The following is a 26,625-nucleotide window of genomic DNA, read 5'->3' on the forward strand; positions in this document are numbered from 1 at the left end:
GAACGGTCCTCCTGATGGACGGGGTGCAGGCCTGACGGCCCCCTGCGTGATGCGTGTGTGTAATGCGTGTGCGTGATGCGTGAACGGCTACTGCGGTGTGGCCGGGCGCACGGTGGTGTGCCGTGCGCCCGTATGGGCAAGGACGCGGGCGGGGCCGCCGTGGTTGCCACCGGCGGGCTGTCGCTCTTGGTGCGCCCTTTACCCTTCTCTACCTTTCGAGGACCGTCTCAAGCGCCTTGCGCTGCAGGGCGGCCAGTTCGTCACAGCCGGAAACGGCCAAGTCCAGCAGGGAGTTGAGCTCCTCGCGGGCGAACGGCTCGGCCTCGGCGGTGCCCTGCACCTCGACGAAGCGGCCGTCGCCGGTGCAGACGACGTTCATGTCGGTGTCGGCCTTCACGTCCTCCTCGTAGCGGAGGTCGAGGAGGGGGACGCCGCCGACGATGCCGACGGAGACGGCCGAGACGGTGCCGGTGAGGGGCTGCCGGTTGGCCTTGATCAGCTTCTTGCCCTGGGCCCAGGCGACGGCGTCGGCGAGGGCGACGTAGGCGCCGGTGATGGCCGCGGTGCGGGTGCCGCCGTCGGCCTGGAGGACGTCGCAGTCGAGGACGATCGTGTTCTCGCCGAGCGCCTTGTAGTCGATGACGGCGCGCAGGGAGCGCCCGATGAGGCGGGAGATCTCGTGGGTGCGGCCGCCGATCTTGCCGCGTACGGACTCCCGGTCGCCGCGGGTGTTGGTGGCGCGGGGGAGCATGGAGTACTCGGCGGTCACCCAGCCCTCGCCGCTGCCCTTGCGCCAGCGGGGGACGCCTTCGGTGACGGAGGCGGTGCAGAAGACCTTCGTGTCGCCGAAGGAGATGAGGACGGAGCCCTCGGCGTGCTTGCTCCACCCGCGTTCGATGGTGACCGGGCGGAGCTGTTCGGGCGTGCGGCCGTCGATTCGAGACATGCCGCTGAGCTTAGGGGGTGTCGTGGGACACCCCCGCACCGCACTCGGGGCCTACATCATGTCCTCGATCTCCGCGGCGATGGGGTCGGCGTCGGTGCCGATGACGACCTGGATCGCGGTGCCCATCTTGACGACGCCGTGGGCGCCGGCGGCCTTGAGGGCGGCGTCGTCGACGAGGGAGGCGTCGTGGACCTCGGTGCGCAGGCGGGTGATGCAGCCCTCGATCTCGTCGATGTTGTCGAGGCCGCCGAGCCCGGCGACGATCTTCTCAGCCTTGGTGGCCATGGCGCTTCTCCCTGATGACCGTATGGATCGTTGCGAATCGTTGGCGACTGGTCTACACCACGCCGGGGGTGCCCGCCAAGCGCGGGGCTCATCGGGCGGCGCGAACGGGAGACGAAGCGCGGGCGACATCACGAAGGCATAAAACGGGAATCGCGGGTTCCTTGGCCGCCCCCCGCCGTGCTACAACAGGTCTACACCACTGAATGGTGTAGACCTCTCCCGTGCTGCCCTCCCCCACACTCCCGTCCCCGGGCGGCGCCCTGCTCTCATGGAGGAAGTTGTGACCACGGCCAGCGCCGCTCCCGCGGCCGCAGACAACAAGGGCCCCGGCTGGGGCTCCCGCACCATGGCTGTGCTGCAGCGTATCGGGCGCAGCCTGATGCTGCCGGTCGCCGTTCTGCCGGCCGCCGCCCTGCTCGTCCGGCTCGGCAACACGGACATGCTGGGCCGCGAGTCGTTCCCCGGGTTCATCACCAAGTTCGCGAGCTTCATGGCCGCCGGTGGCGGCGCCATCCTCGACAACATGCCGCTGCTGTTCGCGGTCGGCATCGCGATCGGCTTCGCGAAGAAGTCGGACGGCTCGACCGCCCTCGCCGCGGTCGTCGGCTACCTCGTCTTCCAGAAGGTCCTCGGCACCTTCACCGACCCGAACCTCCCGCAGGTGGCCACCGCCGTCGACGGCAAGGTCGTGATGGTGGACAAGGCTGTCAACGCCGGCGTCCTGGGCGGTGTGGTGATGGGTCTCGTCGTCGCCCTGCTCTACCAGCGCTTCCACCGCACCAAGCTGGCCGACTGGGCCGGCTTCTTCGGCGGCCGCCGCCTGGTGCCCATCCTGGCCGCCTTCGCGGGCCTGTTCATCGGCATCGTCTTCGGTTACATCTGGCCGGTCCTCGGCGCGGGTCTGCACAACTTCGGTGAGTGGCTGGTCGGCTCCGGCGCGGTCGGCGCGGGCATCTTCGGTGTCGCCAACCGCGCGCTGATCCCGGTCGGCATGCACCACCTGCTGAACTCCTTCCCGTGGCTGCAGGCCGGTTCGTACGAGGGCAAGAGCGGTGACATCGCGCGCTTCCTGGCCGGTGACCCGACCGCCGGACAGTTCATGACCGGCTTCTTCCCGATCATGATGTTCGGTCTGCCGGCCGTCTGTCTCGCGATCTACCACACGGCCCGCCCCGAGCGCCGCAAGGTCGTCGGCGGCATGATGTTCGGCCTCGCGCTGACCTCGTTCCTCACCGGTGTCACCGAGCCGATCGAGTTCACGTTCATGTTCATCGCCCCGGTCCTGTACGCCATCCACGCCGTGCTCACCGGTGTCTCCATGGCCCTGACCTGGGCGCTCGGGATGAAGGACGGCTTCGGCTTCTCGGCCGGCGCGTTCGACTTCGCCCTCAACCTCGGCATCGCCACCAACCCGTGGGGCCTGCTCCTGGTCGGTCTCTGCTTCGGCGCCCTGTACTACGTCGTCTTCCGGTTCGCGATCGTCCGTTTCAATCTGCCGACCCCCGGCCGGGAGTCGGACGAGGAGCTGGCGGAGCTGCAGAAGGCGGAGGCCAAGTAGCCGCCACGGCTCCCCCGAGCATGAGGAAGGCCCCCGGAGTCCGCTCCGGGGGCCTTCCTCGTACGGCGTCCTCAGATCTCGTACGTCACCCTGGGCACCGCCAGGTCCACCGGGCCGTCGTACACCGCGCGGGCGTCGACGAGGTTGACCTGGGGGTCGGTCCACGGCGGGACGTGGGTGAGGACGAGACGGCGGGCGCGTGCCCGGGCGGCCGTCTCACCGGCCTCGCGGCCGTTGAGGTGGAGGTCCGGGATGTTCTCCTTGCCGTGCGTGAAGGCGGCCTCGCACAGGAACAGGTCGGCGTCGCGGGCCAGTTCGTCCAGGGTGTCGGTGACACCGGTGTCCCCGGAGTACGTGAGGACCCGGCCGTCGTGTTCGATCCGGATGCCGTACGCCTCGACGGGGTGCGCGACCCGTTCCGTGTGGACGGTGAACGGGCCGATCTCGAACGTGCTCGGCTTGACCGTGTGGAAGTCGAAGACCTCGCTCATGGAGGAGGCGGACGGGGTGTCGGCGTAGGCCGTGGTCAGGCGCTGCTCGGTGCCCTCGGGTCCGTAGACCGGGAGGGGGTCGCAGCGGCCGCCGTCGTGGCGGTAGTACCGTGCGACGAAGTACGCGCACATGTCGATGCAGTGGTCGGCGTGCAGATGGCTGAGGAAGATCGCGTCGAGGTCGTAGAGACCGCAGTGGCGCTGCAACTCGCCCAGGGCACCGTTGCCCATGTCGAGGAGCAGCCGGAAGCCGTCGGCCTCTACGAGGTAGCTCGAGCAGGCCGATTCCGCGGAAGGGAACGACCCCGAGCAGCCGACGACGGTGAGCTTCATAGGAGCTGTAACCTCCGCGCTGGCGTGAAGTCGTGACAGTCGTGTCAGTCGTGACGTGCAGACGGGTTGCGGATTGCGGTTGGCCGGGTTGCGAAGGACGGACATGGGTGCAACACGTGTGGTGCGGTCCGTTGAGCGTAAGGCGCAAAAGGGTGCGTCGCTCCTCCGCCAGGGGCCGTTGTGGGCGAACTCACCTGTGCTGTCACCGGTTCGGCTGGTGCGGGGCCTTCGCGGCGCGCGGGCGGGACGGCGGCGGGAGGGCGGGAAGAGGGTGCGTCGGCGGGTGCGGGTGCGTGGGGCTTCTCGCGCAGTTCCCCGCGCCCCTGAAAAGCCGGGGCTGCGCCCCGTGCTTTTCAGGCCCGCAGGGCCGTGGTCTTTCAGGCCCGCAGGGGCCTGATGCTTTTAGGGGCGCGGGGAACTGCGCGAGAAGCCCCACCGGAGCCGCAGTCGCCCACGCACCCGCACCCCCGAGCTACGAGGCGCCCTACGCCCAGAGCTGGCCCTGCAGTGTCTCGATGGCCTCCTCCGTCGTCGCGGCGGTGTAGACGCCCGTCGACAGGTACTTCCACCCGCCGTCGGCGACGACGAAGACGATGTCGGCCGGCTCGCCGGACTTGACCGCCTTGTTGCCGACACCGATCGCGGCGTGCAGCGCGGCGCCCGTGGAGACGCCCGCGAAGATGCCCTCCTGCTGTAGCAGCTCCCGCGTACGCGTCACCGCGTCGGCGGAGCCGACGGAGAAGCGGGTGGTGAGGACGGACGCGTCGTAGAGCTCCGGCACGAACCCCTCGTCGAGGTTGCGCAGGCCGTACACGAGGTCGTCGTAGCGCGGCTCGGCGGCGACGATCCTGACGTCCGGCTTCTGCTCGCGCAGGAAGCGGCCGACGCCCATCAGGGTGCCGGTGGTGCCGAGGCCCGCCACGAAGTGCGTGATGGAGGGCAGGTCGGCGAGGATCTCCGGGCCGGTCGTGGCGTAGTGGGCGCCCGCGTTGTCCGGGTTGCCGTACTGGTAGAGCATCACCCAGTCGGGGTGCTCGGCGGAGAGTTCCTTGGCGACGCGTACGGCCGTGTTGGAGCCGCCGGCGGCCGGGGACGGGATGATCTCGGCGCCCCACATGGCGAGCAGCTCACGCCGCTCCTGGGAGGTGTTCTCGGGCATGACGCAGACCATGCGGTAGCCCTTGAGCTTGGCCGCCATGGCCAGGGAGATGCCCGTGTTGCCCGAGGTGGGCTCCAGGATCGTGCAGCCGGGGGTCAGCCGACCGTCCTTCTCCGCCTGTTCGATCATGTGCAGGGCAGGACGGTCCTTGACCGAACCCGTCGGGTTGCGGTCCTCCAGCTTCGCCCAGATCCGGACGTCGGCGGACGGCGACAGCCGCGGCAGGCACACCAGAGGGGTGTTGCCCACCGCGGCCAGCGGGGAGTCGTAGCGCATGGGTGCTCAGGCCATACCGCCGGCCACGGCCGGCAGGATCGTCACGTTGTCGCCGTCGGACAGCTTGGTGTTGATGCCCTCCAGGAAGCGGACGTCCTCGTCGTTGAGGTAGACGTTGACGAAGCGGCGCAGTTCACCGCCGTCCACGATGCGGGCGTGGATGCCCGTGTGCCGGGTCTCCAGGTCGGTGAACAGGTCGGCGAGGGTGGCACCGGCCCCCTCCACCGCCTTCTGACCGTCGGTGTACTGGCGGAGGATGGTGGGGATGCGGACCTCGATGGCCATGGTGTGCGGCTCCTGTCGGGAGTGGTCGGGTCGGTGGGCGCGCGGCGGCGCGATGTGCGAGGTGCGTGGTCACACGGGTGAGGGCGCCGCGGCTCACGGCCGTACGGCGGCAGGATCGGCGTCAACAGATGGCGCTGGCAAGCCTGCACAGGTCGACGTGCAGCCGCGCCACGAGCAGTGCGCCCGGCGTCTTCTCGCTCACGTCGTCAAAAACCATGCGCTCATCGTATCGATTCCCGGTCCGGGTCCCGGAGTGTGATCCCACATGCCGGACGGTTTCGGGCCGGGGAGTGAGACCGCGCACCTCAGCGGCCGTACGGTCACCCGCTCGGGCGGACTGCCGTACGGCTTCAGGCGGAGCGCCGTACGACCAGCCGGGTCGGGGTGACCACCGAGGACTGGGGGCCGGGTGCCGTGGCCCCGCCGGCCGCCGGGCCGTCGTCCGTGTGGTCGAACAGCAGCCGGGCCATCAGTCGGCCCATGCCCTCGATGTCCTGGTGGACGGTGGTCAGCGGCGGATCGGTGTGCTCGGCGATGGGCGCGAGGTCGTCGAAGCCGACGACGGCCACGTCGTCCGGCACCCGTCGGCCCCGCTCGCGCAGCACCTGGAGCGCGCCGGAGGCCATGAGGTCGGAGGCGACGAAGACGGCGTCCAGGTCGGGGCGGCGGTCGAGGAGCGCGGTCATGGCGTCGACACCGCCCTGTCGGGTGTAGTCGGAGTGTTCGACCAGGAGGGGCGACGCGTCCGGCAGGACGTCCCGGTAGCCGTCCAGGCGGTCGAGGGCCGAGGCCTCCTGGTCGACCGGGCCGGTGATCGTCGCGACGCGTTCGCGGCCCAGGGCGACCAGGTGGCGGACGGCCGCGCGGGCGCCGCCCCGGTTGTCGGCGTCGACGTACACCCGGTCGTGCGCGGGTTCGCCGTCGCGGACCAGCGGCCGGCCGCCGAAGACGGCGGGCAGACCGAGTCGGTCGATCATGCCGGGCAGCGGGTCGTCGGCGCGCAAAGAGAACAGCAGGGCGCCGTCGACGTGGCCGCCGCCCAGGAAGTCGCCGACCCTCGGGTACTCCTCGGGCTCCTCCAGGAAGAGCAGGACGGGCTGGGCGCCGTGGGCCACCAGTTCCTTGCGGATGCCGCGGAGGTGGAGGTCGAAGAAGGGGTCGATGAAGAGCCGGTTCTGCGGCTGGCTGGCGACGACGGCGATGGCGTTGTTGCGGCGGGTGACCAGCTGGCGGGCGGCGGAGTTCGGTACGTAGCCCAGTTCGGCGATGACCTCCCGGACCCGTTCGACGACCTCCGCGCGTACCTTGTCCTCGCCGTTGATCACCCGTGAGACGGTCGACTTCGAGACCCCCGAGCCGCGTGCCACGTCGTCGAGGGTGGGGCGCCGGCCGGGCAGTCGTCGCGTCTGTTGTGTCAACACCGTCTCCGTCGCGGGCCGTTGGGTGCGTGCGCGTGCGTACGCATGGGCATCACCACCGTAGCCGCGAACCCGGGCCGCCGACGGTTCAGTACGCGTCGACGATCTTCACTTCCTCCTCGGTGACCTCGCCCTCGACGATCCGGTACGAGCGGAACTGGAAGTCGCCGAGGCCGTCGGTGTCGGCGGTGGAGACCAGGACGTAGTGGGCGCCCGGCTCGTTGGCGTAGGAGATGTCGGTGCGCGAGGGGTAGGCCTCGGTGGCGGTGTGGGAGTGGTAGATGACCACGGGCTCCTCGTCGCGGTCGTCCATCTCGCGGTAGAGCTTGAGCAGGTCGCCCGAGTCGAACTCGTAGAACGTGGGCGACATGGCCGCGTTCAGCATCGGGATGAAGCGCTCGGGGCGGTCCGAGCCCGCCGGTCCGGCGACGACGCCGCACGCCTCGTCGGGGTGGTCCTTGCGCGCGTGGGCGACGATCCGGTCGACGAGGTCCTGGGTGATGGTCAGCATGCTCGTCAGCATAAGCAGAAGGGCTGTTCCGTACCGGGGGGTGGTACGGAACAGCCCACATGCTGGGACCCGCCCTGGGGCGTGTCGGGTCAGCCGACCTTCTCGAACTCCGGGTCGCGGCGCTCGGTGACCTCGGGGCTTCGGGTCTTCAGCACGGCCCAGCCGATGCCGAGGGCCGCCGCCCAGCCCGCCATGACGTAGAGGCAGACGCGGGACTCGGCGTCGTAGGCGATGAGGCCGGTGACGAAGAGCAGGAAGACGATGGCGACCCAGCTGCACTTCGCGCCGCCGGGGGCCGGGAAGGACGAGGCGGGCAGGCGGCCCGCGTCGACCGCGCGGCGGTAGAGGACGTGGCTGATCAGGATCATCAGCCAGGTCCAGATGCCGGCGGCGGTGGCGACGGAGACGACGTAGCCGAAGGCCTTCTCCGGGACGATGTAGTTCAGGATCACGCCGATGCCCATGAAGAGCACGGAGACGGTGATGCCGAACGCCGGGGTCTTCGTCGACGACAGCCTGCTGAAGACGCGCGGGGCCTCGCCGTTGTCCGCGAGGGTGCGCAGCATGCGGCCGGTGGAGTACATGCCCGAGTTGCAGGAGGACAGGGCCGCCGTCAGCACGACGAAGTTGACGATCGCGGCGCCCGCCGGGATGCCGATCTTGGCGAAGGCGGCGACGAAGGGGCTCACGCCGGGCGCGAACTCGGTCCACTTCACCACGCAGAGGATGACGGTGAGGGCGCCGACGTAGAAGAGCGCGATCCGCCAGGGCAGGGTGTTGATGGCCTTGGGGAGGGTCTTCTCCGGGTTCTCCGACTCACCGGCGGTGACGCCGACCAGCTCGACGGCGAGGTAGGCGAACATCACGCCCTGGAGGGTCATCAGGGAGGAGCCGATGCCCTTGGGGAAGAAGCCGTCGAAGGCCCACAGGTTGGAGACGGCGGCGGTGTCGCCGGCGGCGCTGAAGCCGAAGGTGAGGACGCCGAGGCCGACCACGATCATGCCGAGCAGGGCGGTGACCTTGACCATCGAGAACCAGAACTCGATCTCGCCGAAGATCTTCACCGAGATCAGGTTGGCGCCGAACAGGACCACCAGGAAGACCAGGGCGGTGACCCACCGCGGGATCTCCGGCCACCAGTAGTTGACGTAGATCGCGGCGGCCGTGAGTTCGGCCATGCCGGTGACGACCCACATCAGCCAGTACGTCCAGCCGGTGAAGTAGCCGAAGAACGGGCCGAGGAACTCGCGGGAGTACTCCGCGAAGGAGCCCGAGACCGGGCGGTACAGCAGCAGCTCGCCGAGGGCGCGCATGATGAAGAAGATGATGACGCCGGCGAGGGCGTACATGAAGATCAGACTGGGGCCGGCCTTGGCGATGTTCGCCCCGGCTCCCAGGAAGAGGCCGACGCCGATGGCGCCGCCGATCGCGATCATCTGGACCTGACGGCTGCCGAGCCCGCGCTCGTACCCCTCTTCGGGTGCGTCGCCGCGCACGGCTTCGTCGCCGTTCTTGTTGACCTGAGCGGAGGTCATGTGTGGTGCGCCTTTCTCCACGCTGGGCCGATCCGAGCCGTTCGTCGACCCCGGATCGGGTTCCGATCCCCCCGGATGTGATGGAGCAGTGCCTGGTCGGAGATGGCCGACTCGGTGGCGCACCCGAGCGGACATGGGTGGCGTCCGTCGGGCGGTCGTGAAGATTTAACACGGCCGCCACAGTGATCGATCGGACGTCGTGTGGCGCACCGCACAGGGAGAACCGGACAAACGACACCCGCGAGGGCATCCCTCGCGGGCGCGGTGACGCGATCGTTATCCGGATTTGAGTGTCCTCTGAGCGAACACCTGGCGAACACCGAACGGCCACGTCAGGGGCACATCACGGGCTCCTCAGGGCATCAGCGTCGCGACGAGCGAGTCCTGGAGGCCGCCCAGCCACAGGTACGCCATCACCATCGGCTTGCGCGGGTCCTCGTCCGGCAGGCGGTAGAGAAGGTCGGTGTCCTCCTCGTCGACGACGTCGAGCCGGGAGCCGATGGCCAGACGTAGGTCGTTGAGGCAGCCGAGCCACCGCCGGGACTCCTCCGCCGACAGCTTGAGCACGGCCCCGCCCTCGCCGGTCGCGGCCAGCGCGTCCAGGGAGTGGATCACCGCGAGGGCGTTGTCGCGCTTGCCGGCCCGCAGGTCGTTCTCGGTGAAGCGGCGGAACTCCGAGGAGTACGCCCGCTGCTCCTCCGCCTCCCGGGCCGTCGGGGTGCCCTCGGGGTCGCTGTAGGCGTCCGGGAACAGCCGGAGCAGGACGGGGTCCTTGGGCGGTTCGCTCGGGCCCTCGGCGAAGAGCTCGGCGAGCGGGTCGTCGCCGGCGTCCTCGGCGGGCCCCGGGCCGATCAGCTCCAGGAGCTGCACCGCCAGCGAGCGGATGATGGAGATCTCGACCTCGTCGAGCGCGACGGCCGCGCCGCCGCCGGGGAGCGATTCGAATTGTCCTGGCATCAGGTGCGTCGCTACTTCCGGTCCTGCTGGAGGGTGGCCCACAGACCGTAGCCGTGCATGGCCTGCACGTCGCGTTCCATCTCCTCGCGTGTTCCGCTGGAGACGACCGCGCGGCCCTTGTGGTGGACGTCGAGCATGAGCTTGGTGGCTTTGTCCTTCGGGTACCCGAAGTACGACTGGAAGACATACGTCACATAGCTCATGAGGTTCACCGGATCGTTGTGGACGATCGTCACCCACGGCACGTCGGGCTCGGGTACGGCGAAGACCTCCTCCGCCGACTCGGTCTTCTCGATCTCCATGGGTACGGCTGCCGTCACACGGCCCATGCTGCCACCACAGGGGGGTGCCCGCACAAATGCGAGCCTCCGACCAGGGCCGACCGGGAACGGTCCACCAAGGATCCGCCGAGGATCCGCTGAAGATCCCACCAGAAATCGTCAGACTGACGAAATGGGAGTACGATCTCTTGCCATGAACACAGCGGACCTCGGTTTGCCGGTCGACGTCCCCTCGACCGCGCTCTTCACGGACCAGTACGAACTCACGATGCTGCAGGCCGCGTTGAAGGCCGGCACGGCCGAGCGGCGATCGGTGTTCGAGGTCTTCACCCGGCGGCTGCCGGAGGGACGCCGGTACGGCGTGGTCGCCGGCACCGGACGGGTGCTGGACGCCGTGGAGAACTTCCGTTTCGACCCGGGCGTCCTCGGCTTCCTGCGCGAGCGCTCCATCGTCAACGCCGAGACCCTCGACTGGCTCGCCGGCTACCGCTTCGCCGGTGACGTGTGGGGCTACCAGGAGGGCGAGGTGTACTTCCCGGGCTCGCCGATCCTGCGGGTCGAGGGCACCTTCGCGGAGTGCGTGCTCCTGGAGACCGTGATCCTGTCCATCCTCAACCACGACTCGGCGATCGCGGCCGCCGCCTCCCGGATGTCCAGCGCCGCCCAGGGGCGCCCGCTGATCGAGATGGGCGCCCGGCGCACGCACGAGCTGGCCGCCGTGGCCGCCTCGCGCGCCGCGTACGTCGGCGGCTTCACCTCCACCTCGGACCTGGCGGCCGGCTTCCGCTACGGCATCCCGACCGTCGGCACCAGCGCCCACGCCTTCACCCTGCTCCACGACCGCGAGCGGGACGCCTTCCAGGCCCAGGTGGACTCGCTGGGCCGGAACACCACGCTGCTCGTCGACACGTACGACGTCACCGAGGCCGTACGCACCGCCGTGGAGATCGCCGGGCCCGAGCTCGGCGCCGTGCGCATCGACTCCGGTGATCTGCTCCTCGTCGCCCACCGGGTGCGGCAGCAGCTGGACGAGCTGGGCGCGACGGACACCCGGATCATCGTGACCTCGGACCTCGACGAGTACGCCATCGCCTCGCTGGCGGCGGCGCCGGTGGACGCGTACGGCGTCGGGACCCAGCTGGTGACCGGCTCGGGGCACCCCACCTGCTCGATGGTCTACAAGCTCGTCGCCCGGGCGGAGTCCGCGGACCCCACGGACCCGCTGGTGCCGGTGGCGAAGAAGTCCAGCGGCGGGAAGACGTCCGTGGGGGGCCGCAAGTGGGCGGCCCGGCGGCTGGACGAGCACGGCGTGGCGGAGGCCGAGGTGATCGGCACCGGGCCCGTGCCGGACGACCTCCAGGAGCGTCAGCTGCTCGTCCCGCTGGTCGAGGGCGGCCGGGTGCTCCACCGCGAGCCCCTGGACGTCGTACGCGAACGGCACACGACCGCGCGGGCCAAGCTGCCGCTGTCGGCGACGCAGCTGTCGCGCGGCGAGGCGGTCATCCCGACGGAGTACGTCTGAGCCGCTCGGGGACGTGCGGGAGGGCGGGCGGGTGCACGCTGGGGGTGGGCCGGAGTGAATGTGCCCGGCGCGCTCTCCCGCGAGCCCCCGAGCGCCCGCGTGGTGGGTCCGTGCTCCGGCCCGCGCCACGGGCGAGCGCCGGATGCCCCCTCCCGAACAGCTCTCGAAGTCTCTAGGCTCGGAAGTTCGCAGTTTCCCACCGCATCCGCATCCACACCCACAGCCGAGCACCGAAGAGTCGAAGGACACCGACACCATGCGCCGCGCCTTGATCGTCGTCGACGTGCAGAACGACTTCTGCGAGGGGGGCAGCCTCGCGGTGGCCGGCGGTGCCGATGTGGCCGCCGCCGTCACCGAGCTGATCGGCCAGGCGGCCGGCCCCGGCTACCAGCACGTGGTGGCCACCCGTGACCACCACATCGCACCCGGTGGCCACTTCTCCGACAACCCCGACTACGTCCACTCCTGGCCGGCACACTGTGTCGCCGGCACGGAGGGGGTGGGCTTCCACCCGAACTTCGCCCCGGCGATCGCCTCCGGCGCGGTGGACGCCGTGTTCGACAAGGGGGCGTACGCGGCGGCGTACAGCGGCTTCGAGGGCGCCGACGAGAACGGCTCCTCGCTCGCCGACTGGCTCCGGGCCCGTGACATCACCGAGGTCGACGTCGTCGGCATCGCCACGGACCACTGCGTACGCGCCACCGCCCTGGACGCCGCACGCGAGGGCTTCCGCACCCAGGTCCTGCTGGACCTGACCGCCGGTGTGGCCGAGGAGACCACCGAGCGGGCCCTGGAGGAGCTGCGCGAGGCGGGCGTGGAGCTGTCGGGCAAGCCGGTCGTGTAGCCCCTGAGGGGGCCATGTCGGGTCACACCCGGGCCGCCGGCCTCCTCAGGAGCGCTCTGATCGGGTGCCACAGCTCCGGGGTGGTCGAGGCCGGGCAGACCGGGGACGTGCGCCATATCAGGCCGTCCGGGTGGTGCAGCACGGCCGTGATCTCGTCCAGTGTCGGGGGCGCCGCGTTGCCGCGGAGGTAGATCGCCCGCATGCCCAGGTTGCGCAGCCGGGTCAGGGCCCGGGCACGGTTCGCGGCCAGGACGAGAACCCGCACGGAGCCGTCGTCCTGCGGAGCCCACGACGTGCCCGGAGTGGTCGCCCCGGGCAGGTTCAGGGCGACGACGACATTGCCGTCCGGTAGTTTGCAGAAACCTCCAGCGGCCATGCAGGTCACACCCCCGTGAGCGTCAGTGTCAATAAGAAAACCACACCACGCACCTAAACACGTCCGGCCGCGACCCGCCAAGAGGGTCACGGCCGGACGTGCTCTGACCTGCGGAAATGTCGTTTACTTCACCGCGGGGCCCACCTGGACCGAGATCGTGGAGCCGTCCTTGGCCTCCTTGACGATCTTGATCTTGGTGTTGGTGTCAGTGATCTTGACACCGGCGAGCGGGGTCGCCTCGTCGTAGTAGGTGCTGGTCCGGTCGTTGAACGTGGACACACCCTTCGACGACGGAATCTTCGTCAGGACGTCCGCCTTGTGCAGCTTCAGACCGTCGGTGCGGTAGAGGCTGAAGGGCGAGTCGTAGGACTGGATCCGGCTGCGCATCACCGTGCCGTCGGCCCACTTCAGCGCCGCCGGGTGCGAGTCGACCGGCAGGACGAGACCCGTACCGGGGTGCACGCTGGTGTTGTTGTCCGCCTGCGAGGTGTCCCACTTCCAGATCAACAAACCGTTCTGGTACGGGAAGTGCTCCACCCAGGACGGACGCGTGGTCGAGAAGCCGAAGTTGTACGGGCCGACCTTCAGCGTCTTGTCGTACGACACGTACTGACGGTTCTCGGCGATGTAGTACTGCGCGTAATCCCTGGTGAAGGAAGCACCGACGCGGGAGAAGCCCTTGGCGGTCCAGGCCGCGTCCGCGCTCTCCGCGTCGTCCGAGAAGAGGACGGAACCGTCGGCGGTCACCGCGATCGAGTCGGCCGCGAAGCCCTTCAGCGCCAGGCCGCCGTCCGTCGCGTAGCGGAAGCGGAGGTCGAACTTCTGGCCGGCGTAGGCGTCCAGGGAGTACGACAGCTTCTTGTGCGCGGCCGAGGAACCGGTCAGCGCGGGCTTGCCGCTGGCGTCGCGCGGGATCGCCGCGCCGTCCACCGTGCCGTCGATCGCGGTCCAGTTGGCGCCACCGTCGGTCGACACCTCGGTGTAGAGGTAGTCGTACTCGGCCTCGATGTCGTACCAGCCGTCGAGGGTCAGCGCGGCCGAGGACTTGCCCGTGAGGTCCACGGAACGGGTCAGCGTGTGGGAGAGGTTGTTACCGCTGCCGCTCCACCACTGGGTCGAGCCCTGCGCCGGCTGGACGATCTCGGTGGCGACCGCCTTCTTCGGCAACTCGACCACCAGGGCCTGCTTGTCCTTGGTGTTGTACTCCGCCACGCCGAGCTTGTGCTTCGACTTCGTCGCGGCCTTCGCCGTGTCGTAGTCGAGCCAGCCGAGCTGCAGCTTGTCCCAGGCGGTCATGTCGCCGGGCAGGTCGCCGATGGCTTCCTTGCCGGTGCCGAGCCAGGACCCGGAGGACATCAGGGTCCAGAAGCCGGTGGAGTTGTCGCCGCCCTGGGTGTCGTAGTGGTCCGGCAGACCGAGGTCGTGGCCGTACTCGTGGGCGAAGACACCGAGGCCGCCGTTCTCCGGCTGGATGGTGTAGTCGCCGACCCAGATGCCGGTGTCACCGATCTTGGCGCCGCCGAGCCTGTTGCCCTCGGGACCGGTCGCGCCCGCGTCGGTGCCGAAGGCGTACCAGCGGTGCGCCCAGATGGCGTCCTCGCCCTGCGCGCCGCCGCCGGCGGACTCGTCCTCACCGGCGTGCACGATCTGGAAGTGGTCGATGTAGCCGTCGGACTCGTTGAAGTCGCCGTCGCCGTCGAAGTCGTAGCGGTCCCACTGGTCGAACTCGGCCACGTCGGCCTTGATCTCCGCGTCGGTGCGCCCCGCTGCCTTCTGCTGGGCGACCCAGGAGTCGAGACCGTCGCTGACCACGTTCCACACGCTGGCGCAGTTGGTGTCGCCGCAGGCGTTGTTGCCGTAGCGGGCCTCGTTGTAAGGGACCTTGACCCAGTCCGAGACCTCGCCCTCGATCGAGTAGCGGCCCGAGGACTGCTTCTCGTAGTACTTCTTCATCGACTCGGTCTTCTTGCCGGTGCCGAAGTACAGGTCCTGGAAGTGCGCCTGGTCGTAGTCCGCCTGCCAGGCCGTGGAGTTGTCCTGCGTGCGGTCCGGCTCGGCTATCTGGTTGTGCAGCGGGCCGGGGGTGCCGCCGTAGCGGCTGTCGATCTCGTCGCCGAACTCGACGAGGATCGTGAAGATCTTGTCGGTCTTCTCGCGGCCGAGCTCGACGTACTTGCTCTTGCCCTTCTTGCTCTTCAGCTGCACGACCTGCGAACCCTCGCGGTTCTTGACCGTGGCGTCGCCGGATATGACCTGCTGCAGGGCCTCCTCGCGCTGAGCCTCCTGCGTCTTGCTCAGGGGGCCTTCGAGGTCGTGGTCGTCGGCGTGCTCGTGGTCCGCCGGGTCGTGCCGGTCGACGGCCGCCGCCGGAGCGGTGTCCGCGGCCTGCGCCACGGTCAGGGCGGACATGGTCGCCGCCGCTGTGGCGAGTGCGACACCGATCGCCGCAGCTCGATACGTCCAGGGTCTACTGGTCACTTGAGTTCCTCCCCCGCGTACCGTTCGCGCGGAAGGGGGATGGCCCCGAACGTGGAGGAGTCCGCGCGCGGTATACGCGTGTAGTCAAGTGGCGTCATTCGATCGGAGTTTCGACATAAAAAACAGATCTTGACTTGGACAGGTCAAGTGGATTATCGACGTCCAGAGGAAGCGCTTGTTCGTTATCCGGTCGTTACGCGCACGGCTCGCCCGTCTCCCGCCCGCCTCTCGAACCGGCGCGCATATGCGTCCACTTGCCGGACCCCATGAACCCGTGCGCCCCCTGTGCACCCGGCACCGTGTGTCAGGTCACGCTTACCCGTCGTTCCACTCGGGCACCCTGGCGAATAGAGTCGATTGGCGGAGCGCCGGAGGTCGGCAGAAGCCAAGCCGACTGCACTGCTTCACCTTTGATTCCCACCCGAGGACACGATTGCCATGCCTCGTCCGACGACCGCACAGCTCGCCTACGGCTCCTGCACCGTGATCTTGTCCACCCTCGCCATGCTGCTGCTGTCACAGACGAGTTCCGGCGCGGGCATCGCGGTGATCGCCCTGTCCGCCCTGGCCCTGGGCCTGCTCGTCGCACTGACGGTGCCGGTACCCAAGTCCGCGCCAGGCGCCTCCGCCCGTCCCGCCGCACGCCCCAAGGCCGCCGCCGTCCCGGCCCGCAGCCGGGTGGCCGCGCGGTCCGAGGCGGTACGGGAGCCCGTGCACGAGCGGATGGGTTCCTGACCCGGCACTGGGTGACAGCTTGATGAAACGCTTCGGCGGGCCCGTGCGTCACGGACCCGCCGTCGTCGTGCGTGCGCCCCCCGTGCTCAACCGGTGCTGACCACCACCGTCTTGGCCGCCTTGTCGTGCAGGCCCTGCTTGTAGGGCTTGTCGAAGAAGCTCCAGCCGCCCGCGATCGCCGTCCAGATGCAGGCGCAGCAGAAGGCGAAGGGGATCCACAGCACGGCCGCGCGGATCAGCGCGGTCCGCACGGAGGGCGTGGAGCCGTCGTTGAGGTCCGCCACCCGCAGCTTCATCAGCTTCTTGCCGAGGGTCTGACCGTTCTTGACGGTGAAGTACGTGTCGTAGGCGATGTAGAGGACCGCCGCGAGCGCCTCCTGGGCGAAGGACTTGCCGAACTCGAAGTCGTCCGAGTCCACCGTGTACTGGCTGATCCGGAACGCCCAGGCCAGCAGGCCCACCACGATGCCCACCAGGATCATGTCGATGATCCGCGCGAGCACCCGCTTGCCGCTGTCGGCGAGCGGCGGCATGCCGGAGAGCGGGTCGTTGGGGTACGCCCCACCGCCGTACGGGTCACCGCCGTAGGGACCGCCGCCGTAGGGGCCGCCGCCTGAGGGAGGCGGCTGGCTGTCGTACGGCGGCTGCCGGGGCGGCGGGTCGTACGGGGAGCCGCCGCCCTGCTGCGGCGGAGGCTGCTGCTTCCTGAACGGGTCGTCGTCCGGGGACTGACCGGAGCCGAAGGGCGGCGGTTCGGTACTCATGGCCCGAGTCGACCGCGAACCCCCCGCCTCCGCATCCGGCAGAGGGCCGTCCGGAGTACGGCGGAGACGGGGCCGGTGGGCGGGGGTGCCGCTAGTCGCCCGCCACGAACGTGTGGGCCGCCTTGTCGTGCCAGCACTGGCGCCACGGCTTGTCCCACACGCACCACAGCACACCGATCACACCGATGCCGAGCAGTCCGGAGACGGTGTGGACGAGCCAGCGCCGCAGTGAGCCCATGAAGGACGGGGGCTCGTGGCCCTCGATGTCCCGGACCTCGATGCCGAAGAGCCGCTTGCCGAGCGTGCGGCCCCACCTGGCCGTGGGCAGCACCTCGTACAGGGCGCTGACGAGGAACAGGACGCCCAGGATGATGCCGAAGTAGACGGAGGTCGTGCCGTCGACCAGCCAGACGGTGACCTTCTCGCCGGAGAGCTTGGCCGCGTCGATCTTCCCGTCGATGTGGTCGAGCGCCTTGGTGCCGAACGGCACGGCGGCCGCGGCCGTGACACCGCCGACGACCAGGCTGTCCACCAGCCGGGCGCCCAGCCGTCTGCCGAGCCCCGCGGGCCTCGCCTCGGCCTGCCGCCGCGCGGCCGCCTGGAAGGGGTCCTCGACGACCGGCTTCCACGGCGCGACCGGCTGCTCCCCGTCGCCCCCGGCCAGCAGCTGCACCTGTTGGGCCCAGGAGGGCTGCCCGCCGCCGATGCCGACGGCCATCGGGGTGTCGGCGGACTGCGGGGCCGCGGCCTGCTGGGGCACGCCCGGCGCGAGGTGCGGGGCGGACGCGGCCTGCGGGGACCTGTCGGCCTGCGGGGCCGGCGGGAAGGCGCCACCGAACGCGGGCTGCTGCGGCTGTGGTTGCTGCGGGACCGGGACGGCCGGGGTGGCGGGGGCCGCCGGCGCGACCGCCGAGGCAGCCGGGGCCGGGGCGGAGGCCGCCGCCGGGGCCGTACCGCCCGACTGCGGACCCTGCGGCCCCTGCGGCACCGAGGGGTCCCGCGCGCCGGGCGGTGCCTGCGGGCCCTGCTGCGGGCCGGACGGTGCCGACGCAGACGCGGCGGACTGCGGGGCGAGGCCCAGGGCCTGCTGGGCGGCGATCTGCGCCGGGGTCAGGGGCGCGCCGAAGGCGGCGGGGGCGGCGCCGTCCTGCTGCCCCGTGCGCGAGGAGGACGGGCGGAACGTCATGGTGCCGTCCGACGGCGGCGGTTCGGCGCCGTCGGCCGTCGGCTCCGGGCGCCCGGGGCCGGTTGGGCGCCGGAAGACCACCGTGCCCGGCGTGGATCCGGCCTCGTCGTCGCTGTCCGCCGGCGGGATGGTCGCCGTGCCGTCCGTGCTCGCCGTCCGCCCGGGGTCACCGAAACCCGTCGGGCCGGTGGGGCCCGCCGGGCCGCCGGTCCCCTCGGCGGTGCCGCCCGTGTCCCCCGTACCACCCGTGCCGGCCGAGAGGGAGAGACGCGGGTCGGCGCCGGGGGCGGAACCCCAGGACACCCGGCGGTCCTTGGCGCCGCCGAACCCGGTCTGGCGGGAGCGGTCGGCGCCCCACGCGGAGGCGGGCTCGGGGCGGATGCCGTGCAGGGAGTTGTCGCCGGCCGGCCTGGCCGCGTCGCCGTCGCCCGCGGGGTCCTCGTCGAAGAAGTGCGGGCCCGTCTCCTCCACGGCGCCGGACGGGCCGGAGCCGGGCGGCGGGGCGAGCGGCTCACCGTCGGAGGGCGCCGGACGGCTCGTACCCGGCACCCAGGCGGCGCCGTTCCAGTACCGGACATATCCAGGAATGGACGGGTCCGGGTAATACCCTTCGCGGGGCCTGTCGTCGCCGGGGGCCGGGGTTGGGGCGCTCATGTCCGTCGTCCCGTATCTGCTCGTGGGTTGGGTGGAGGCATCCAGATCTACCAGACGTCGGCACGGTCCATGACCGCTGCCTCCGGACCCGCCCCATTCGCGCACGGATCTGCTACGGGCGCGGCGGCCCGCCGGACGCGGCAGGACGGTCGGTGGGCTCATCGGAAAAAAGTTTCGCGAACCCGCGTAATGCTTTGGCGCCCCCGCCCCTCTCACTCGTACGGGCCCGCCCACGGGGCCCCGCCACGAGAGAGGAACGATCACCATGCGGCACACCGTCGTGGAGCGCGAACTGGAGCTCAGACTCGTCCTGTCGCCCGAGCGCAGCGTCCCCGTTCCGGCCAAGCTGGGCTATCGCAGCGACGACCCGTACGCCGTCCACATCACCTTCCACGTCAACTCCGACCGGCCGGTGCACTGGACGTTCGCGCGGGAGTTGCTCGTCGAGGGGGTGTTCCGGCCGTGCGGGCACGGGGACGTGCGGGTGTGGCCGACGAAGGTGTCGGGCCGCAGCGTCGTCCTGATGGCGCTCAGCTCGCCGGACGGGGACGCGCTGCTCGAAGCGCCCGCCGCCGCGGTCTCCGCCTGGCTGGAGCGGACCCTGCGGATGGTCCCGCCGGGCTCGGAGTTCGACATGCTGGGCATCGACGACGGCCTGGCCGAACTCCTCGCCCAGTGAGGGGCGTGTCCCGGGAACGCGGGCGTCAGAACAGCTTGCCCGGGTTGAGGATGCCCAGCGGGTCGAAGACGGACTTCACCGCCCGCTGCATCTCCAGCCCCACCGGGCCCAGCTCCCGCGCCAGCCACTCCTTCTTGAGGATGCCCACACCGTGCTCGCCGGTGATCGTGCCGCCGAGTTCCAGACCGAGGGCCATGATCTCGTCGAAGGACTCGCGGGCGCGCCGGGACTCGTCGGGGTCCGCCGCGTCGAAGCAGACGGTGGGGTGCGTGTTGCCGTCGCCGGCGTGGGCGCAGACCCCGATGGTCAGGTCGTACTTCTCGGCGATGCGGTCGACGCCGTCGAGCAGTTCGCCGAGCCTCGAGCGTGGCACGCACACGTCGTCGATCATCGTCGTGCCCTTCACCGCCTCCAGCGCGGTGAGGGACAACCGGCGTGCCTGGAGCAGCAGTTCGGACTCGGCCGCGTCGTCCGCCGGGACGACCTGGGTGGCGCCCGCCGCCTCGCACAGGGCGCCGACGGCGGCGAGGTCGGCGGCCGGGTCCGGGGTGTCGAAGGCGGCGAGCAGCAGTGCCTCGGTGGTCTCCGGCAGCCCCATGTGCGCCAGGTCGTTGACGGCCTTGACCGTCGTACGGTCCATGAGTTCGAGCAGTGACGGGACGTGCCCGCCGGCCATGATCCGGCACACCGCGTCGCAGGCTGCGGCCGCCGACGCGAACTCCGCCGCCAGCACCAGTTGCTGGGGCGGCTGCGGCTTCAGGGCGAGGGTCGCGCGGACGACGATGCCGAGCGAGCCCTCCGCGCCGACGAAGAGCCGGGTCAGGTCGTAGCCGGCGACGCCCTTCGCGGTGCGCCGACCGGTCGACATCAGCCGGCCGTCGGCGAGCACGACGTCCAGGCCGAGGACGTACTCGGCGGTCACCCCGTACTTCACACAGCACAGGCCGCCGGAGGCCGTGCCGATGTTGCCGCCGATCGTGCACATCTCCCAGCTGGAGGGGTCCGGCGGGTAGCACAGGCCGTGTTCGTTGACCGCCCGGGAGAGGGTGGCGTTGACGACGCCGGGTTCGACGACGGCGATCCGGTCGACCGGGTTGATCTCGAGGATCCGGTCCATCTTCGTCAGGGACAGCACGACGCAGCCCTCGGAGGCGTTGGCGCCGCCGGACAGGCCGGTACGGGCGCCCTGCGGGACCACCGGGACGCGCAGTTCGGTGGCGGTGCGCATGACGTGCTGCACCTGTTCGACGGTCCGCGGCAGGGCGACGACCGCGGGGACGCCGGCCTCGCAGAAGCTCGCCATGTCGTTGGCGTAGGAGGTGGTGACGTCCGGATCGACGAGGACCGCCTCCGGCGGCAGGCCGCTGAGCAGTCGGTCGACGAGGTTGCCGGTCGTCTCGTCGGACGGGGCTTGGATACGGCTCATGATCACAGGTTCGCACTCGCGGCCATCGGTGTGAACCCGTCGGCGCGAGCGTTCGGGTGCCGGATGTGGTCGTCGTATTGACGCACAGTGACGGCATGTCTGTGGAGAACGAGGAGCGGGCGGTGCGGCGGTGGCCCGCCGGGTGGCGGGCCGGCGGGCGGGGGCGGCGGGTGGTCTGGGCCGTCGTCGGGTGTTTCGTGCTCGGGGGTGTGCTGATGGTGGTGCCGCCGGACGGGGGTGACGGTGGCGGCGGACGGGAGGCGCGGGTGGCGGGTGCGGCGGGGGCCGAGGCGGGGGCGCGGGTGACGGCGACCGTGACGGCCGGCGTGCCCGCGGCGTCGTCCGAGGTGGCCTCGGTCGTGCGGGAGCGGGAGGCCCGGGTGCGGGCCCGCCCGCGTGACCACGCCTCGTGGGCGGTGCTCGGTGTGGCGTACGTCGAACGGGCCCGCCGGACCGGCCGCGTCAGCGACTACCCCCGGGCCGAACGCGCCCTGCGCACCTCGCTGCGGCTCCGGCCGAGCGGCAACGCGGACGCCCTCGAAGGTCTCACCGCCCTCGCCGTCGCCCGCCGCGACTTCCGGGCGGCGCAACGCTGGGGCGAGGAGGCCGTACGGGTGGCGCCGGGGCGCTGGACCTCGTACGCGCTGCTCATCGACGCGTACGACGGGCTCGGCCGGTACAAGGCCGCCCGCGCGACCCGGGACAGGATGCTCGCCGTCGACTCCGGGCCGGCGGCCAGGGCGCGGGCCGCACGGGTCTCCTGGGACCAGGGGGCACGCGAGGACGCGGCCGCGGCGCTCTCCGACGCGGCGGCCGCCGAGACCTCGGCCGCGGGGCCGTCGGCCGCGGGTGCGGCGTGGTGGGTACGGGCCGGGGAGCTGGCCTGGGAGCGGGGGGAGGCGGAGCTGTCGTTGCGGTACTGCGAGGCCGGCGGCTCCGGCCCGTCCGGGGGCGAGCCGGAGGCCGGGGCGTGCCGGGGGCGTGCGCTGGCCGCGCTGGGGCGGACGGCGGAGGGGGTGCGGGCGTACCGGTCGGCGCTGTCGCGGCGGCCGTCCGCCGAAGTGGCCCTGCGGTTGGGTGAGCTGTACGAGTCGCTGGGGCGGGCGAGGGAGGCGCGGGAGCAGTACGGCGTGGTGCGGGCGCTGGTGGCGCGGTCCGCCGCGGCCGGGGTGAACGAGACGCTCGTCCTCGGGGTGCTGGAGGCGGACCACGGGTCGCCGACGGTGGCGGTGCGGGCGTTGCGGGCCGAGTGGGAGCAGCAGCCGGGGTTGCGGGTGGCCGATGCGCTGGGATGGGCGTTGCATCGGGCCGGGGAGGACGAGAGGGCGCTGGGGTTCGCGCGGCGGGCGACGGATCGGGCGCGGGGTGGGGAGGTGCGGAGTGCGGTGTACGCGTATCACCGGGGGGTGATCGAGCGGGCGGTGGGGTTGGAGGCGGCGGGGCGGCGGCATCTGGAGGAGGCGCGGCGGTTGAATCCGTATGTGGTGGGGGGTGGGTGAGGCGCGGGAGGGGGTGGGGGTGCCTGTTTCGTCGGGTGCGGGTGATTCGTGGTTGCTCGCGCAGTTCCCCGCGCCCCTAAAAGACAAAGACCAGGCCCTGCGGGCCTGAAAAGCGCGGGGCGCAGCCCCGGCTTTTCAGGGGCGCGGGGAACTGCGCGAGAAGCCTCACCGGAGCCGCGGTCGCCGACGAAACCGCGCCCCCGAGCCATGAGGCGCCCTCGCGCCCTCACAAGTTGCCCCTCTTCTCCTGCTCCCTCTCGATCGCCTCGAACAGCGCCTTGAAGTTCCCCTTGCCGAACCCCATCGAACCGTGCCGCTCGATGATCTCGAAGAACACCGTCGGCCGGTCCTGCACCGGCTTGGTGAAGATCTGCAACAGGTACCCGTCCTCGTCCCGGTCCGCGAGGATCTTGAGTTCGCGGAGGGTGTCGACGGGCACCCGCGTGTCGCCGACCCACTCCCCCAACGTGTCGTAGTACGAGTCCGGCGTGGCGAGGAACTCGACCCCGGCCGCCCGCATCGTCCGTACCGTCCGCACGATGTCGTTCGTGTTGAGCGCGATGTGCTGGACGCCCGCGCCGCCGTAGAACTCCAGATACTCGTCGATCTGGGACTTCTTCTTGGCGATGGCGGGCTCGTTGATGGGGAACTTGACCTTGAGCGTGCCGTCCGCCACGACCTTCGACATCAGCGCGCTGTACTCGGTGGCGATGTCGTCGCCCACGAACTCCTTCATGTTGGTGAAGCCCATGACGCGGCGGTAGAACTCCACCCACTCGTTCATGCGCCCGAGCTCGACGTTGCCCACGCAGTGGTCGATGGCCTGGAACGTCCGCTGGGCGGGCGGCTCGACGAGGGGCTCGGCGGCGACGTAGCCGGGGAGGTACGGGCCGTCGTAGCCGGTGCGCTCGACGAGGGTGTGCCGGGTCGTGCCGTACGTGGCGATCGCGGCGAGGACGACGGTTCCTTGCTCGTCCTTCATCTCGTACGGCTCGGTGACGGACCGCGCGCCGTGTTCGACGGCGTAGGCGTACGCGCGGCGGGCGTCCGGGACCTCGATGGCGAGGTCGACCACGCCGTCGCCGTGCTCGGCGACGTGCTCGGCGAGGAAGTGTCCCCAGGTGGTAGCGGGTTTGACGACCGAGGTGAGGACGAACCGTGCCGAGCCGTTCTCCAGGACGTAGCTCGCCGTCTCGCGACTGCCGGTCTCGGGGCCGGCGTAGGCGACGAGGCGCATGCCGAACGCCGTGGAGTAGTAGTGGGCGGCCTGCTTGGCGTTGCCCACCGCGAAGACGACCGCGTCCATTCCCTTGACCGGGAAGGGGTCCGCCTGCCGTGCGGCGCCGGGGACGTCGTGTGTGCCGTGCGTGTCGTGCGTGTCGTGCGTGTGCGCGGAGGTGGCTGCCATGACCGCAGAGTGCTCCGCACTCACAAGGTGTGCAACAGTTGGCGTATCCGCTGGACAATCTGTTTAGCGACATGCCCCTCATGCGCGGTGTTCCGCACAGCATGACCAGCTCGGGAGGTCCGGTGGCGATCGATCATCTGGACGGGCGGTTGATCGTCCTGCTCGCGCGCGAGCCGCGGATCGGGGTGCTGGAGATGTCGCGGAGGCTGGGGGTCGCGCGGGGCACGGTGCAGGCCCGGCTCGACCGGCTGCAGTCGAACGGCGTCATCCGCGGGTTCGGCCCCGAGGTGGATCCGGCCGCGCTCGGCTATCCGGTCACCGCGTTCGCGACCCTGCAGATCCGGCAGGGCCAAGGGGCGGACGTACGGGCGCACTTGGCGACCGTGCCGGAGGTGCTGGAACTGCACACGACGACCGGCAGCGGGGACATGCTGTGCCGGCTGGTGGCCCGCTCGAACGCCGATCTCCAGCGGGTGATCGACCGGGTCGTCGGTTTCGACGGCATCGTCCGGGCCGCCACGGCGATCGTCATGGAGAACCCCGTTCCGCTGCGGATCATCCCGCTGGTGGAGCAGGAGGCGCTGCGCGAACGCGCCGACGGCTGACGCGGACCACCTCCGCCGCCCTCCTGACCGTCCTCCTGACCGCCCTCCTCGCCATGATCGAGCCGGGAGCCCGTCAGGCGCAGGTCAGCAGCTCGGTACGGACCCCTTGCCCGTCTCCAGCGCCACGAGGGAGCCGACCGCTCCCTTCAGGGTCGTCACCGGGATGAGCCGCAGCCCCTTGGGCAGTTCGGCCTTGGCGTCGGCGCACTCGGCCTTGGGGACCAGGAAGACGGTCGCGCCGTCGCGACGGGCGGCCTGCGTCTTGAGGGCGACGCCGCCGACCGCGCCCACCTTGCCCGAGGTGTCGATGGTCCCCGTACCGGCGATGACCCGGCCACCCGTGAGGTCGCCGCCGCTGCCGTCGCCATCGAGCTTGTCGATGATGCCGAGGGAGAAGAGGAGGCCCGCGCTGGGGCCGCCGACGTCGGCGAGCCGCAGGGTGACCTCGATGTCACCGGAGTCCTCGCCGAGGTAGGCGAGCGCGGCCTCGGTGGCGGTGTCCTGGGACTCCTTCATCTCGGCCGCGTTGTGCTCCTGGATCTCCTCGGTGGTGTCGCCGCTGGGGTAGACCGCCTCGCGCGGCATGACGGCCTGGTCGGTACGGAACCAGCCGTCGAGCACGTCGCCGAGGCCGATACGGGCATCCGGCCCCGTCGCCTCGATCGTCGTCATCCGCAGCTGGCCGCTGGTCCTCCGGGCCTCCGCGCCGCTGATCGTGATCACCGGCTCGCCCTTGTTCTCGCCGAGCACGTTCGCCGTCATCCCGGGCTGCGCCACGGAGAACGGCAACGGCGCGAACGCCACCGTGGCGAGCAGCCCCACCACCGGCAGGGCGCCGACGGCTACGGCGATGGGACGCGAAAGGCTGGAGAGACGAGAGAGCACGGGATCAATCTAACGTGAGGGGTAGTTCCGGCCAGGGGGCGGTGGTACCCCGAGGACCGCCGGCGACGGCCGGGGCCGACGGTCGGCGACGGCCGGGTCCGTCTGCCGACGCGGGTCTCAGTTGACGTCCACGTCCTCGAAGAGCGCGAGGAGCTGGGTGAGGACCCGCACACAGGAGTCGACGTCGGCCGCCGTCAGATCGCCTCCGGCCTGCTTCAGCAGCGCGCTCTCCCGGGCGACCAGCGCGTCGATGGCCTCGCGGCCGGTGTCGGTCAGCCGGATCAGGGAGGAGCGCTGGTGGGCGGGGTTGGGGATGGCTTCGACGAGGTCCCGCCCGGCCGCCTCGTTCACCATCCGCTGCACGAACTGCCTGCTCAACGCCAGGGTCCGCCCCATCTGCGGCACGGTCATGGGCCGCTCGGCCATGCGCAACAGCTCCAGGACAGCGCGTACGCCGACAGGGAACCCCTCCTTCCGTTCCTTCAGTTCCAGCGCGCGGGTCGTCCGCCGGTACAGGGGTCCCAGGACGGCGAACACCTCGGACAGCCGCCCGGCGAGCGCGTCGGGCGGCAGCGGCTCATTGGTCTCTGTCACGGGCTCATTGTGTCGTCCACGCCCCACACCACCGCAGGATGACAACTGGGTTGTCATCCTTGACGCAATATGACACCTTAGTTGTCATGACTGATGCGTCGCAGGTCCTCACGCACACCTTCCCGTCCGACGACGGCCCCCTCGCCTACCAGGACACCGGCTCGGGCACCCCGCTCGTGCTGCTGCACGGCGGCTTCACGGACCACACCATGTGGCGCGATCTGGTACCCGCCCTGACGGCGGCGGGCCACCGGGTCATCGCCCCGGACGCGCGCGGGCACGGCGCCTCCGCCAACGCGAGCAAGCCGTTCCGCTTCACCGACGACCTCGCCGCGCTGCTGCGCCACCTGGACACGGGCCCGGCGATCCTGGTCGGCATGTCGATGGGCGGGGGCACGGCGGTCGACACGGCCCTGGAACATCCCGAACTGGTACGTGCCCTCGTCGTCAGCGGCGTCGGCACCAGCGAGCCCGAGTTCACGGACCCGTGGACCAAGGACAGCGTCGCCCGGTACTACGGCACGCTGATGTCGGGCGACCTCGAGGGCTGGCTCGACGTGGTCGGTGAGGCCGTCGCCGGTCCGCACCGCGCGGTCGAGGACGTGGACCCCGACATCGTCCGGCGGGTACGGGAGATGAGCCGGGCCACCGCCCTCAAGCACACCGTCGGCGAGACGGACTGGCACGTCCCGGTCACGGACACCTGGGCCCGCGCCGCCGGCATCACCGCCCCCACCCTCGCCGTCAACGGCGCCCTGGACGCCCCCGACCTCATCGCCATGGCCGAACGCCTGGTCACCACGGTCGCTGCGAAGGGCCGGACCATCACCATCGAGGGCGCCGGCCACTACGTGAACATGGAGCAGCCGGACACCTTCACCGCACACCTGCTGAAGTGGCTGGACTCACTGGACCTTCGCCCCTGACCGGCGCGC

The 26,625-nt window shown here is 70.8% G+C and carries 27 protein-coding genes; 8 read left to right on the plus strand and 19 right to left on the minus strand.

What is annotated here, in order from left to right; genetic code table 11:
• Positions 1 to 208 precede the first annotated feature (208 nt).
• Entirely contained in the window at positions 209 to 946 is a 738-nt protein-coding gene (gene rph, locus PUR53_RS26135; RefSeq protein ID WP_329896376.1) for a ribonuclease PH, read from the minus strand.
• 51 nt (positions 947 to 997) lie between these two features.
• Positions 998 to 1,231: a PTS glucose/sucrose transporter subunit IIB gene (locus PUR53_RS26140; RefSeq protein WP_329909816.1), complete on the minus strand. Its 234-nt coding sequence runs from the start codon at positions 1,229 to 1,231 to the stop codon at positions 998 to 1,000.
• A 280-nt stretch (positions 1,232 to 1,511) separates the two neighbouring features.
• Here PUR53_RS26140 and PUR53_RS26145 point away from each other — a divergent pair, with 280 nt between their 5' ends.
• The gene (locus tag PUR53_RS26145) at positions 1,512 to 2,789 is read left to right on the plus strand and encodes a PTS transporter subunit EIIC (protein ID WP_329896378.1); all 1,278 of its coding nucleotides are present in this window, start codon (positions 1,512 to 1,514) and stop codon (positions 2,787 to 2,789) included.
• 71 nt (positions 2,790 to 2,860) lie between these two features.
• Here PUR53_RS26145 and PUR53_RS26150 read toward each other — a convergent pair whose 3' ends face one another.
• From PUR53_RS26150 to clpS, 9 genes are all read right to left on the minus strand, one after another.
• Positions 2,861 to 3,613, minus strand: a complete 753-nt coding sequence (locus tag PUR53_RS26150) for an MBL fold metallo-hydrolase (protein WP_329896379.1) — start codon at positions 3,611 to 3,613, stop codon at positions 2,861 to 2,863.
• 484 nt (positions 3,614 to 4,097) lie between these two features.
• Positions 4,098 to 5,048 carry a PLP-dependent cysteine synthase family protein gene (locus PUR53_RS26155; protein WP_013003251.1) on the minus strand — a complete coding sequence of 317 codons (951 nt, stop codon included), beginning with the start codon at positions 5,046 to 5,048 and terminating at the stop codon, positions 4,098 to 4,100.
• Positions 5,049 to 5,054: 6 nt separating this feature from the next.
• Positions 5,055 to 5,333, minus strand: a complete 279-nt coding sequence (locus PUR53_RS26160) for a MoaD/ThiS family protein (RefSeq protein ID WP_037703545.1) — start codon at positions 5,331 to 5,333, stop codon at positions 5,055 to 5,057.
• A 121-nt stretch (positions 5,334 to 5,454) separates the two neighbouring features.
• Positions 5,455 to 5,550: a putative leader peptide gene (locus PUR53_RS26165; protein ID WP_020115562.1), complete on the minus strand. Its 96-nt coding sequence runs from the start codon at positions 5,548 to 5,550 to the stop codon at positions 5,455 to 5,457.
• Positions 5,551 to 5,683: 133 nt separating this feature from the next.
• A complete protein-coding gene (locus tag PUR53_RS26170; RefSeq protein ID WP_329909818.1) occupies positions 5,684 to 6,751 on the minus strand; it encodes a LacI family DNA-binding transcriptional regulator in 1,068 nt (355 codons plus the stop codon).
• Positions 6,752 to 6,839: 88 nt separating this feature from the next.
• Positions 6,840 to 7,262 carry a Mov34/MPN/PAD-1 family protein gene (locus PUR53_RS26175; protein WP_239754775.1) on the minus strand — a complete coding sequence of 141 codons (423 nt, stop codon included), beginning with the start codon at positions 7,260 to 7,262 and terminating at the stop codon, positions 6,840 to 6,842.
• An 89-nt stretch (positions 7,263 to 7,351) separates the two neighbouring features.
• Positions 7,352 to 8,797, minus strand: a complete 1,446-nt coding sequence (locus PUR53_RS26180) for an amino acid permease (RefSeq protein ID WP_329896382.1) — start codon at positions 8,795 to 8,797, stop codon at positions 7,352 to 7,354.
• 354 nt (positions 8,798 to 9,151) lie between these two features.
• Positions 9,152 to 9,754 (minus strand): DUF2017 domain-containing protein, encoded by a 603-nt coding sequence (locus tag PUR53_RS26185; RefSeq protein ID WP_239754777.1) that lies wholly within the window; start codon positions 9,752 to 9,754, stop codon positions 9,152 to 9,154.
• Between the two features lie 11 nt (positions 9,755 to 9,765).
• Positions 9,766 to 10,083 carry an ATP-dependent Clp protease adapter ClpS gene (gene clpS, locus PUR53_RS26190; protein WP_329896383.1) on the minus strand — a complete coding sequence of 106 codons (318 nt, stop codon included), beginning with the start codon at positions 10,081 to 10,083 and terminating at the stop codon, positions 9,766 to 9,768.
• A gap of 145 nt (positions 10,084 to 10,228) precedes the next feature.
• Here clpS and PUR53_RS26195 point away from each other — a divergent pair, with 145 nt between their 5' ends.
• Together PUR53_RS26195 and PUR53_RS26200 are read left to right on the plus strand one after the other, a co-directional pair.
• Positions 10,229 to 11,557, plus strand: a complete 1,329-nt coding sequence (locus PUR53_RS26195; RefSeq protein ID WP_329909819.1) for a nicotinate phosphoribosyltransferase — start codon at positions 10,229 to 10,231, stop codon at positions 11,555 to 11,557.
• A 256-nt stretch (positions 11,558 to 11,813) separates the two neighbouring features.
• Entirely contained in the window at positions 11,814 to 12,401 is a 588-nt protein-coding gene (locus PUR53_RS26200) for an isochorismatase family protein (RefSeq protein ID WP_329896385.1), read from the plus strand.
• A gap of 22 nt (positions 12,402 to 12,423) precedes the next feature.
• Here the strand turns inward: PUR53_RS26200 and PUR53_RS26205 are convergent, their stop codons facing one another.
• Positions 12,424 to 12,777 (minus strand): hypothetical protein, encoded by a 354-nt coding sequence (locus PUR53_RS26205; RefSeq protein ID WP_329896386.1) that lies wholly within the window; start codon positions 12,775 to 12,777, stop codon positions 12,424 to 12,426.
• A gap of 123 nt (positions 12,778 to 12,900) precedes the next feature.
• Positions 12,901 to 15,255 (minus strand): immune inhibitor A domain-containing protein, encoded by a 2,355-nt coding sequence (locus tag PUR53_RS26210; protein WP_329909820.1) that lies wholly within the window; start codon positions 15,253 to 15,255, stop codon positions 12,901 to 12,903.
• Between the two features lie 438 nt (positions 15,256 to 15,693).
• Here PUR53_RS26210 and PUR53_RS26215 point away from each other — a divergent pair, with 438 nt between their 5' ends.
• Positions 15,694 to 15,990 (plus strand): hypothetical protein, encoded by a 297-nt coding sequence (locus PUR53_RS26215; RefSeq protein WP_329896388.1) that lies wholly within the window; start codon positions 15,694 to 15,696, stop codon positions 15,988 to 15,990.
• Between the two features lie 86 nt (positions 15,991 to 16,076).
• On the opposite strand, the gene PUR53_RS26220 is transcribed toward PUR53_RS26215, so the two are convergent.
• Positions 16,077 to 16,754 carry an RDD family protein gene (locus PUR53_RS26220; RefSeq protein WP_329909821.1) on the minus strand — a complete coding sequence of 226 codons (678 nt, stop codon included), beginning with the start codon at positions 16,752 to 16,754 and terminating at the stop codon, positions 16,077 to 16,079.
• 91 nt (positions 16,755 to 16,845) lie between these two features.
• Positions 16,846 to 18,594 carry an RDD family protein gene (locus tag PUR53_RS26225; RefSeq protein ID WP_329909822.1) on the minus strand — a complete coding sequence of 583 codons (1,749 nt, stop codon included), beginning with the start codon at positions 18,592 to 18,594 and terminating at the stop codon, positions 16,846 to 16,848.
• A 265-nt stretch (positions 18,595 to 18,859) separates the two neighbouring features.
• Here PUR53_RS26225 and PUR53_RS26230 point away from each other — a divergent pair, with 265 nt between their 5' ends.
• Positions 18,860 to 19,273, plus strand: coding sequence for an SsgA family sporulation/cell division regulator (locus tag PUR53_RS26230; RefSeq protein ID WP_329896391.1), 414 nt, complete (start codon positions 18,860 to 18,862; stop codon positions 19,271 to 19,273).
• A 25-nt stretch (positions 19,274 to 19,298) separates the two neighbouring features.
• On the opposite strand, the gene PUR53_RS26235 is transcribed toward PUR53_RS26230, so the two are convergent.
• On the minus strand, positions 19,299 to 20,705 hold the full coding sequence (locus PUR53_RS26235) for an FAD-binding oxidoreductase (RefSeq protein WP_329909823.1): 1,407 nt from the start codon (positions 20,703 to 20,705) through the stop codon (positions 19,299 to 19,301).
• Between the two features lie 89 nt (positions 20,706 to 20,794).
• Between PUR53_RS26235 and PUR53_RS26240 the strand changes: the two genes are divergently transcribed.
• Positions 20,795 to 22,198, plus strand: coding sequence for a tetratricopeptide repeat protein (locus tag PUR53_RS26240; RefSeq protein WP_329909824.1), 1,404 nt, complete (start codon positions 20,795 to 20,797; stop codon positions 22,196 to 22,198).
• Positions 22,199 to 22,424: 226 nt separating this feature from the next.
• On the opposite strand, the gene hppD is transcribed toward PUR53_RS26240, so the two are convergent.
• Entirely contained in the window at positions 22,425 to 23,606 is a 1,182-nt protein-coding gene (gene hppD / locus PUR53_RS26245) for a 4-hydroxyphenylpyruvate dioxygenase (RefSeq protein WP_443078355.1), read from the minus strand.
• Between the two features lie 122 nt (positions 23,607 to 23,728).
• Between hppD and PUR53_RS26250 the strand changes: the two genes are divergently transcribed.
• On the plus strand, positions 23,729 to 24,211 hold the full coding sequence (locus PUR53_RS26250) for an Lrp/AsnC family transcriptional regulator (protein ID WP_177262086.1): 483 nt from the start codon (positions 23,729 to 23,731) through the stop codon (positions 24,209 to 24,211).
• Between the two features lie 84 nt (positions 24,212 to 24,295).
• On the opposite strand, the gene PUR53_RS26255 is transcribed toward PUR53_RS26250, so the two are convergent.
• Complete coding sequence (locus PUR53_RS26255) at positions 24,296 to 25,096, minus strand: S16 family serine protease (protein ID WP_329902428.1); 801 nt, start codon at positions 25,094 to 25,096, stop codon at positions 24,296 to 24,298.
• Positions 25,097 to 25,213: 117 nt separating this feature from the next.
• A complete protein-coding gene (locus tag PUR53_RS26260; RefSeq protein ID WP_329902427.1) occupies positions 25,214 to 25,690 on the minus strand; it encodes a MarR family winged helix-turn-helix transcriptional regulator in 477 nt (158 codons plus the stop codon).
• Positions 25,691 to 25,776: 86 nt separating this feature from the next.
• On the opposite strand from PUR53_RS26260, the gene PUR53_RS26265 reads away from it, so the two are divergent.
• On the plus strand, positions 25,777 to 26,616 hold the full coding sequence (locus PUR53_RS26265) for an alpha/beta fold hydrolase (protein ID WP_329902426.1): 840 nt from the start codon (positions 25,777 to 25,779) through the stop codon (positions 26,614 to 26,616).
• Positions 26,617 to 26,625: the final 9 nt, after the last annotated feature.

Source organism: Streptomyces sp. SP18BB07, assembly GCF_036322545.1.
Classification (GTDB): Bacteria; Actinomycetota; Actinomycetes; order Streptomycetales; family Streptomycetaceae; genus Streptomyces; species Streptomyces deccanensis.

Excerpts from the sequence above, each read along its gene's own strand:
- rph (WP_329896376.1), bottom strand. The coding sequence starts at position 946 with ATGTCTCGAATCGACGGCCGCACGCCCGAACAGCTCCGCCCGGTCACC.
- PUR53_RS26140 (WP_329909816.1), bottom strand. The coding sequence starts at position 1,231 with ATGGCCACCAAGGCTGAGAAGATCGTCGCCGGGCTCGGCGGCCTCGAC.
- PUR53_RS26150 (WP_329896379.1), bottom strand. The coding sequence starts at position 3,613 with ATGAAGCTCACCGTCGTCGGCTGCTCGGGGTCGTTCCCTTCCGCGGAA.
- PUR53_RS26155 (WP_013003251.1), bottom strand. The coding sequence starts at position 5,048 with ATGCGCTACGACTCCCCGCTGGCCGCGGTGGGCAACACCCCTCTGGTG.
- PUR53_RS26160 (WP_037703545.1), bottom strand. The coding sequence starts at position 5,333 with ATGGCCATCGAGGTCCGCATCCCCACCATCCTCCGCCAGTACACCGAC.
- PUR53_RS26165 (WP_020115562.1), bottom strand. The coding sequence starts at position 5,550 with ATGGTTTTTGACGACGTGAGCGAGAAGACGCCGGGCGCACTGCTCGTG.
- PUR53_RS26175 (WP_239754775.1), bottom strand. The coding sequence starts at position 7,262 with ATGCTGACCATCACCCAGGACCTCGTCGACCGGATCGTCGCCCACGCG.
- PUR53_RS26180 (WP_329896382.1), bottom strand. The coding sequence starts at position 8,797 with ATGACCTCCGCTCAGGTCAACAAGAACGGCGACGAAGCCGTGCGCGGC.
- PUR53_RS26185 (WP_239754777.1), bottom strand. The coding sequence starts at position 9,754 with ATGCCAGGACAATTCGAATCGCTCCCCGGCGGCGGCGCGGCCGTCGCG.
- clpS (WP_329896383.1), bottom strand. The coding sequence starts at position 10,083 with ATGGGCCGTGTGACGGCAGCCGTACCCATGGAGATCGAGAAGACCGAG.
- PUR53_RS26195 (WP_329909819.1), top strand. The coding sequence starts at position 10,229 with ATGAACACAGCGGACCTCGGTTTGCCGGTCGACGTCCCCTCGACCGCG.
- PUR53_RS26200 (WP_329896385.1), top strand. The coding sequence starts at position 11,814 with ATGCGCCGCGCCTTGATCGTCGTCGACGTGCAGAACGACTTCTGCGAG.
- PUR53_RS26205 (WP_329896386.1), bottom strand. The coding sequence starts at position 12,777 with ATGGCCGCTGGAGGTTTCTGCAAACTACCGGACGGCAATGTCGTCGTC.
- PUR53_RS26215 (WP_329896388.1), top strand. The coding sequence starts at position 15,694 with ATGCCTCGTCCGACGACCGCACAGCTCGCCTACGGCTCCTGCACCGTG.
- PUR53_RS26220 (WP_329909821.1), bottom strand. The coding sequence starts at position 16,754 with ATGAGTACCGAACCGCCGCCCTTCGGCTCCGGTCAGTCCCCGGACGAC.
- PUR53_RS26225 (WP_329909822.1), bottom strand. The coding sequence starts at position 18,594 with ATGAGCGCCCCAACCCCGGCCCCCGGCGACGACAGGCCCCGCGAAGGG.
- PUR53_RS26230 (WP_329896391.1), top strand. The coding sequence starts at position 18,860 with ATGCGGCACACCGTCGTGGAGCGCGAACTGGAGCTCAGACTCGTCCTG.
- PUR53_RS26240 (WP_329909824.1), top strand. The coding sequence starts at position 20,795 with ATGTCTGTGGAGAACGAGGAGCGGGCGGTGCGGCGGTGGCCCGCCGGG.
- hppD (WP_443078355.1), bottom strand. The coding sequence starts at position 23,606 with ATGGCAGCCACCTCCGCGCACACGCACGACACGCACGACACGCACGGC.
- PUR53_RS26265 (WP_329902426.1), top strand. The coding sequence starts at position 25,777 with ATGACTGATGCGTCGCAGGTCCTCACGCACACCTTCCCGTCCGACGAC.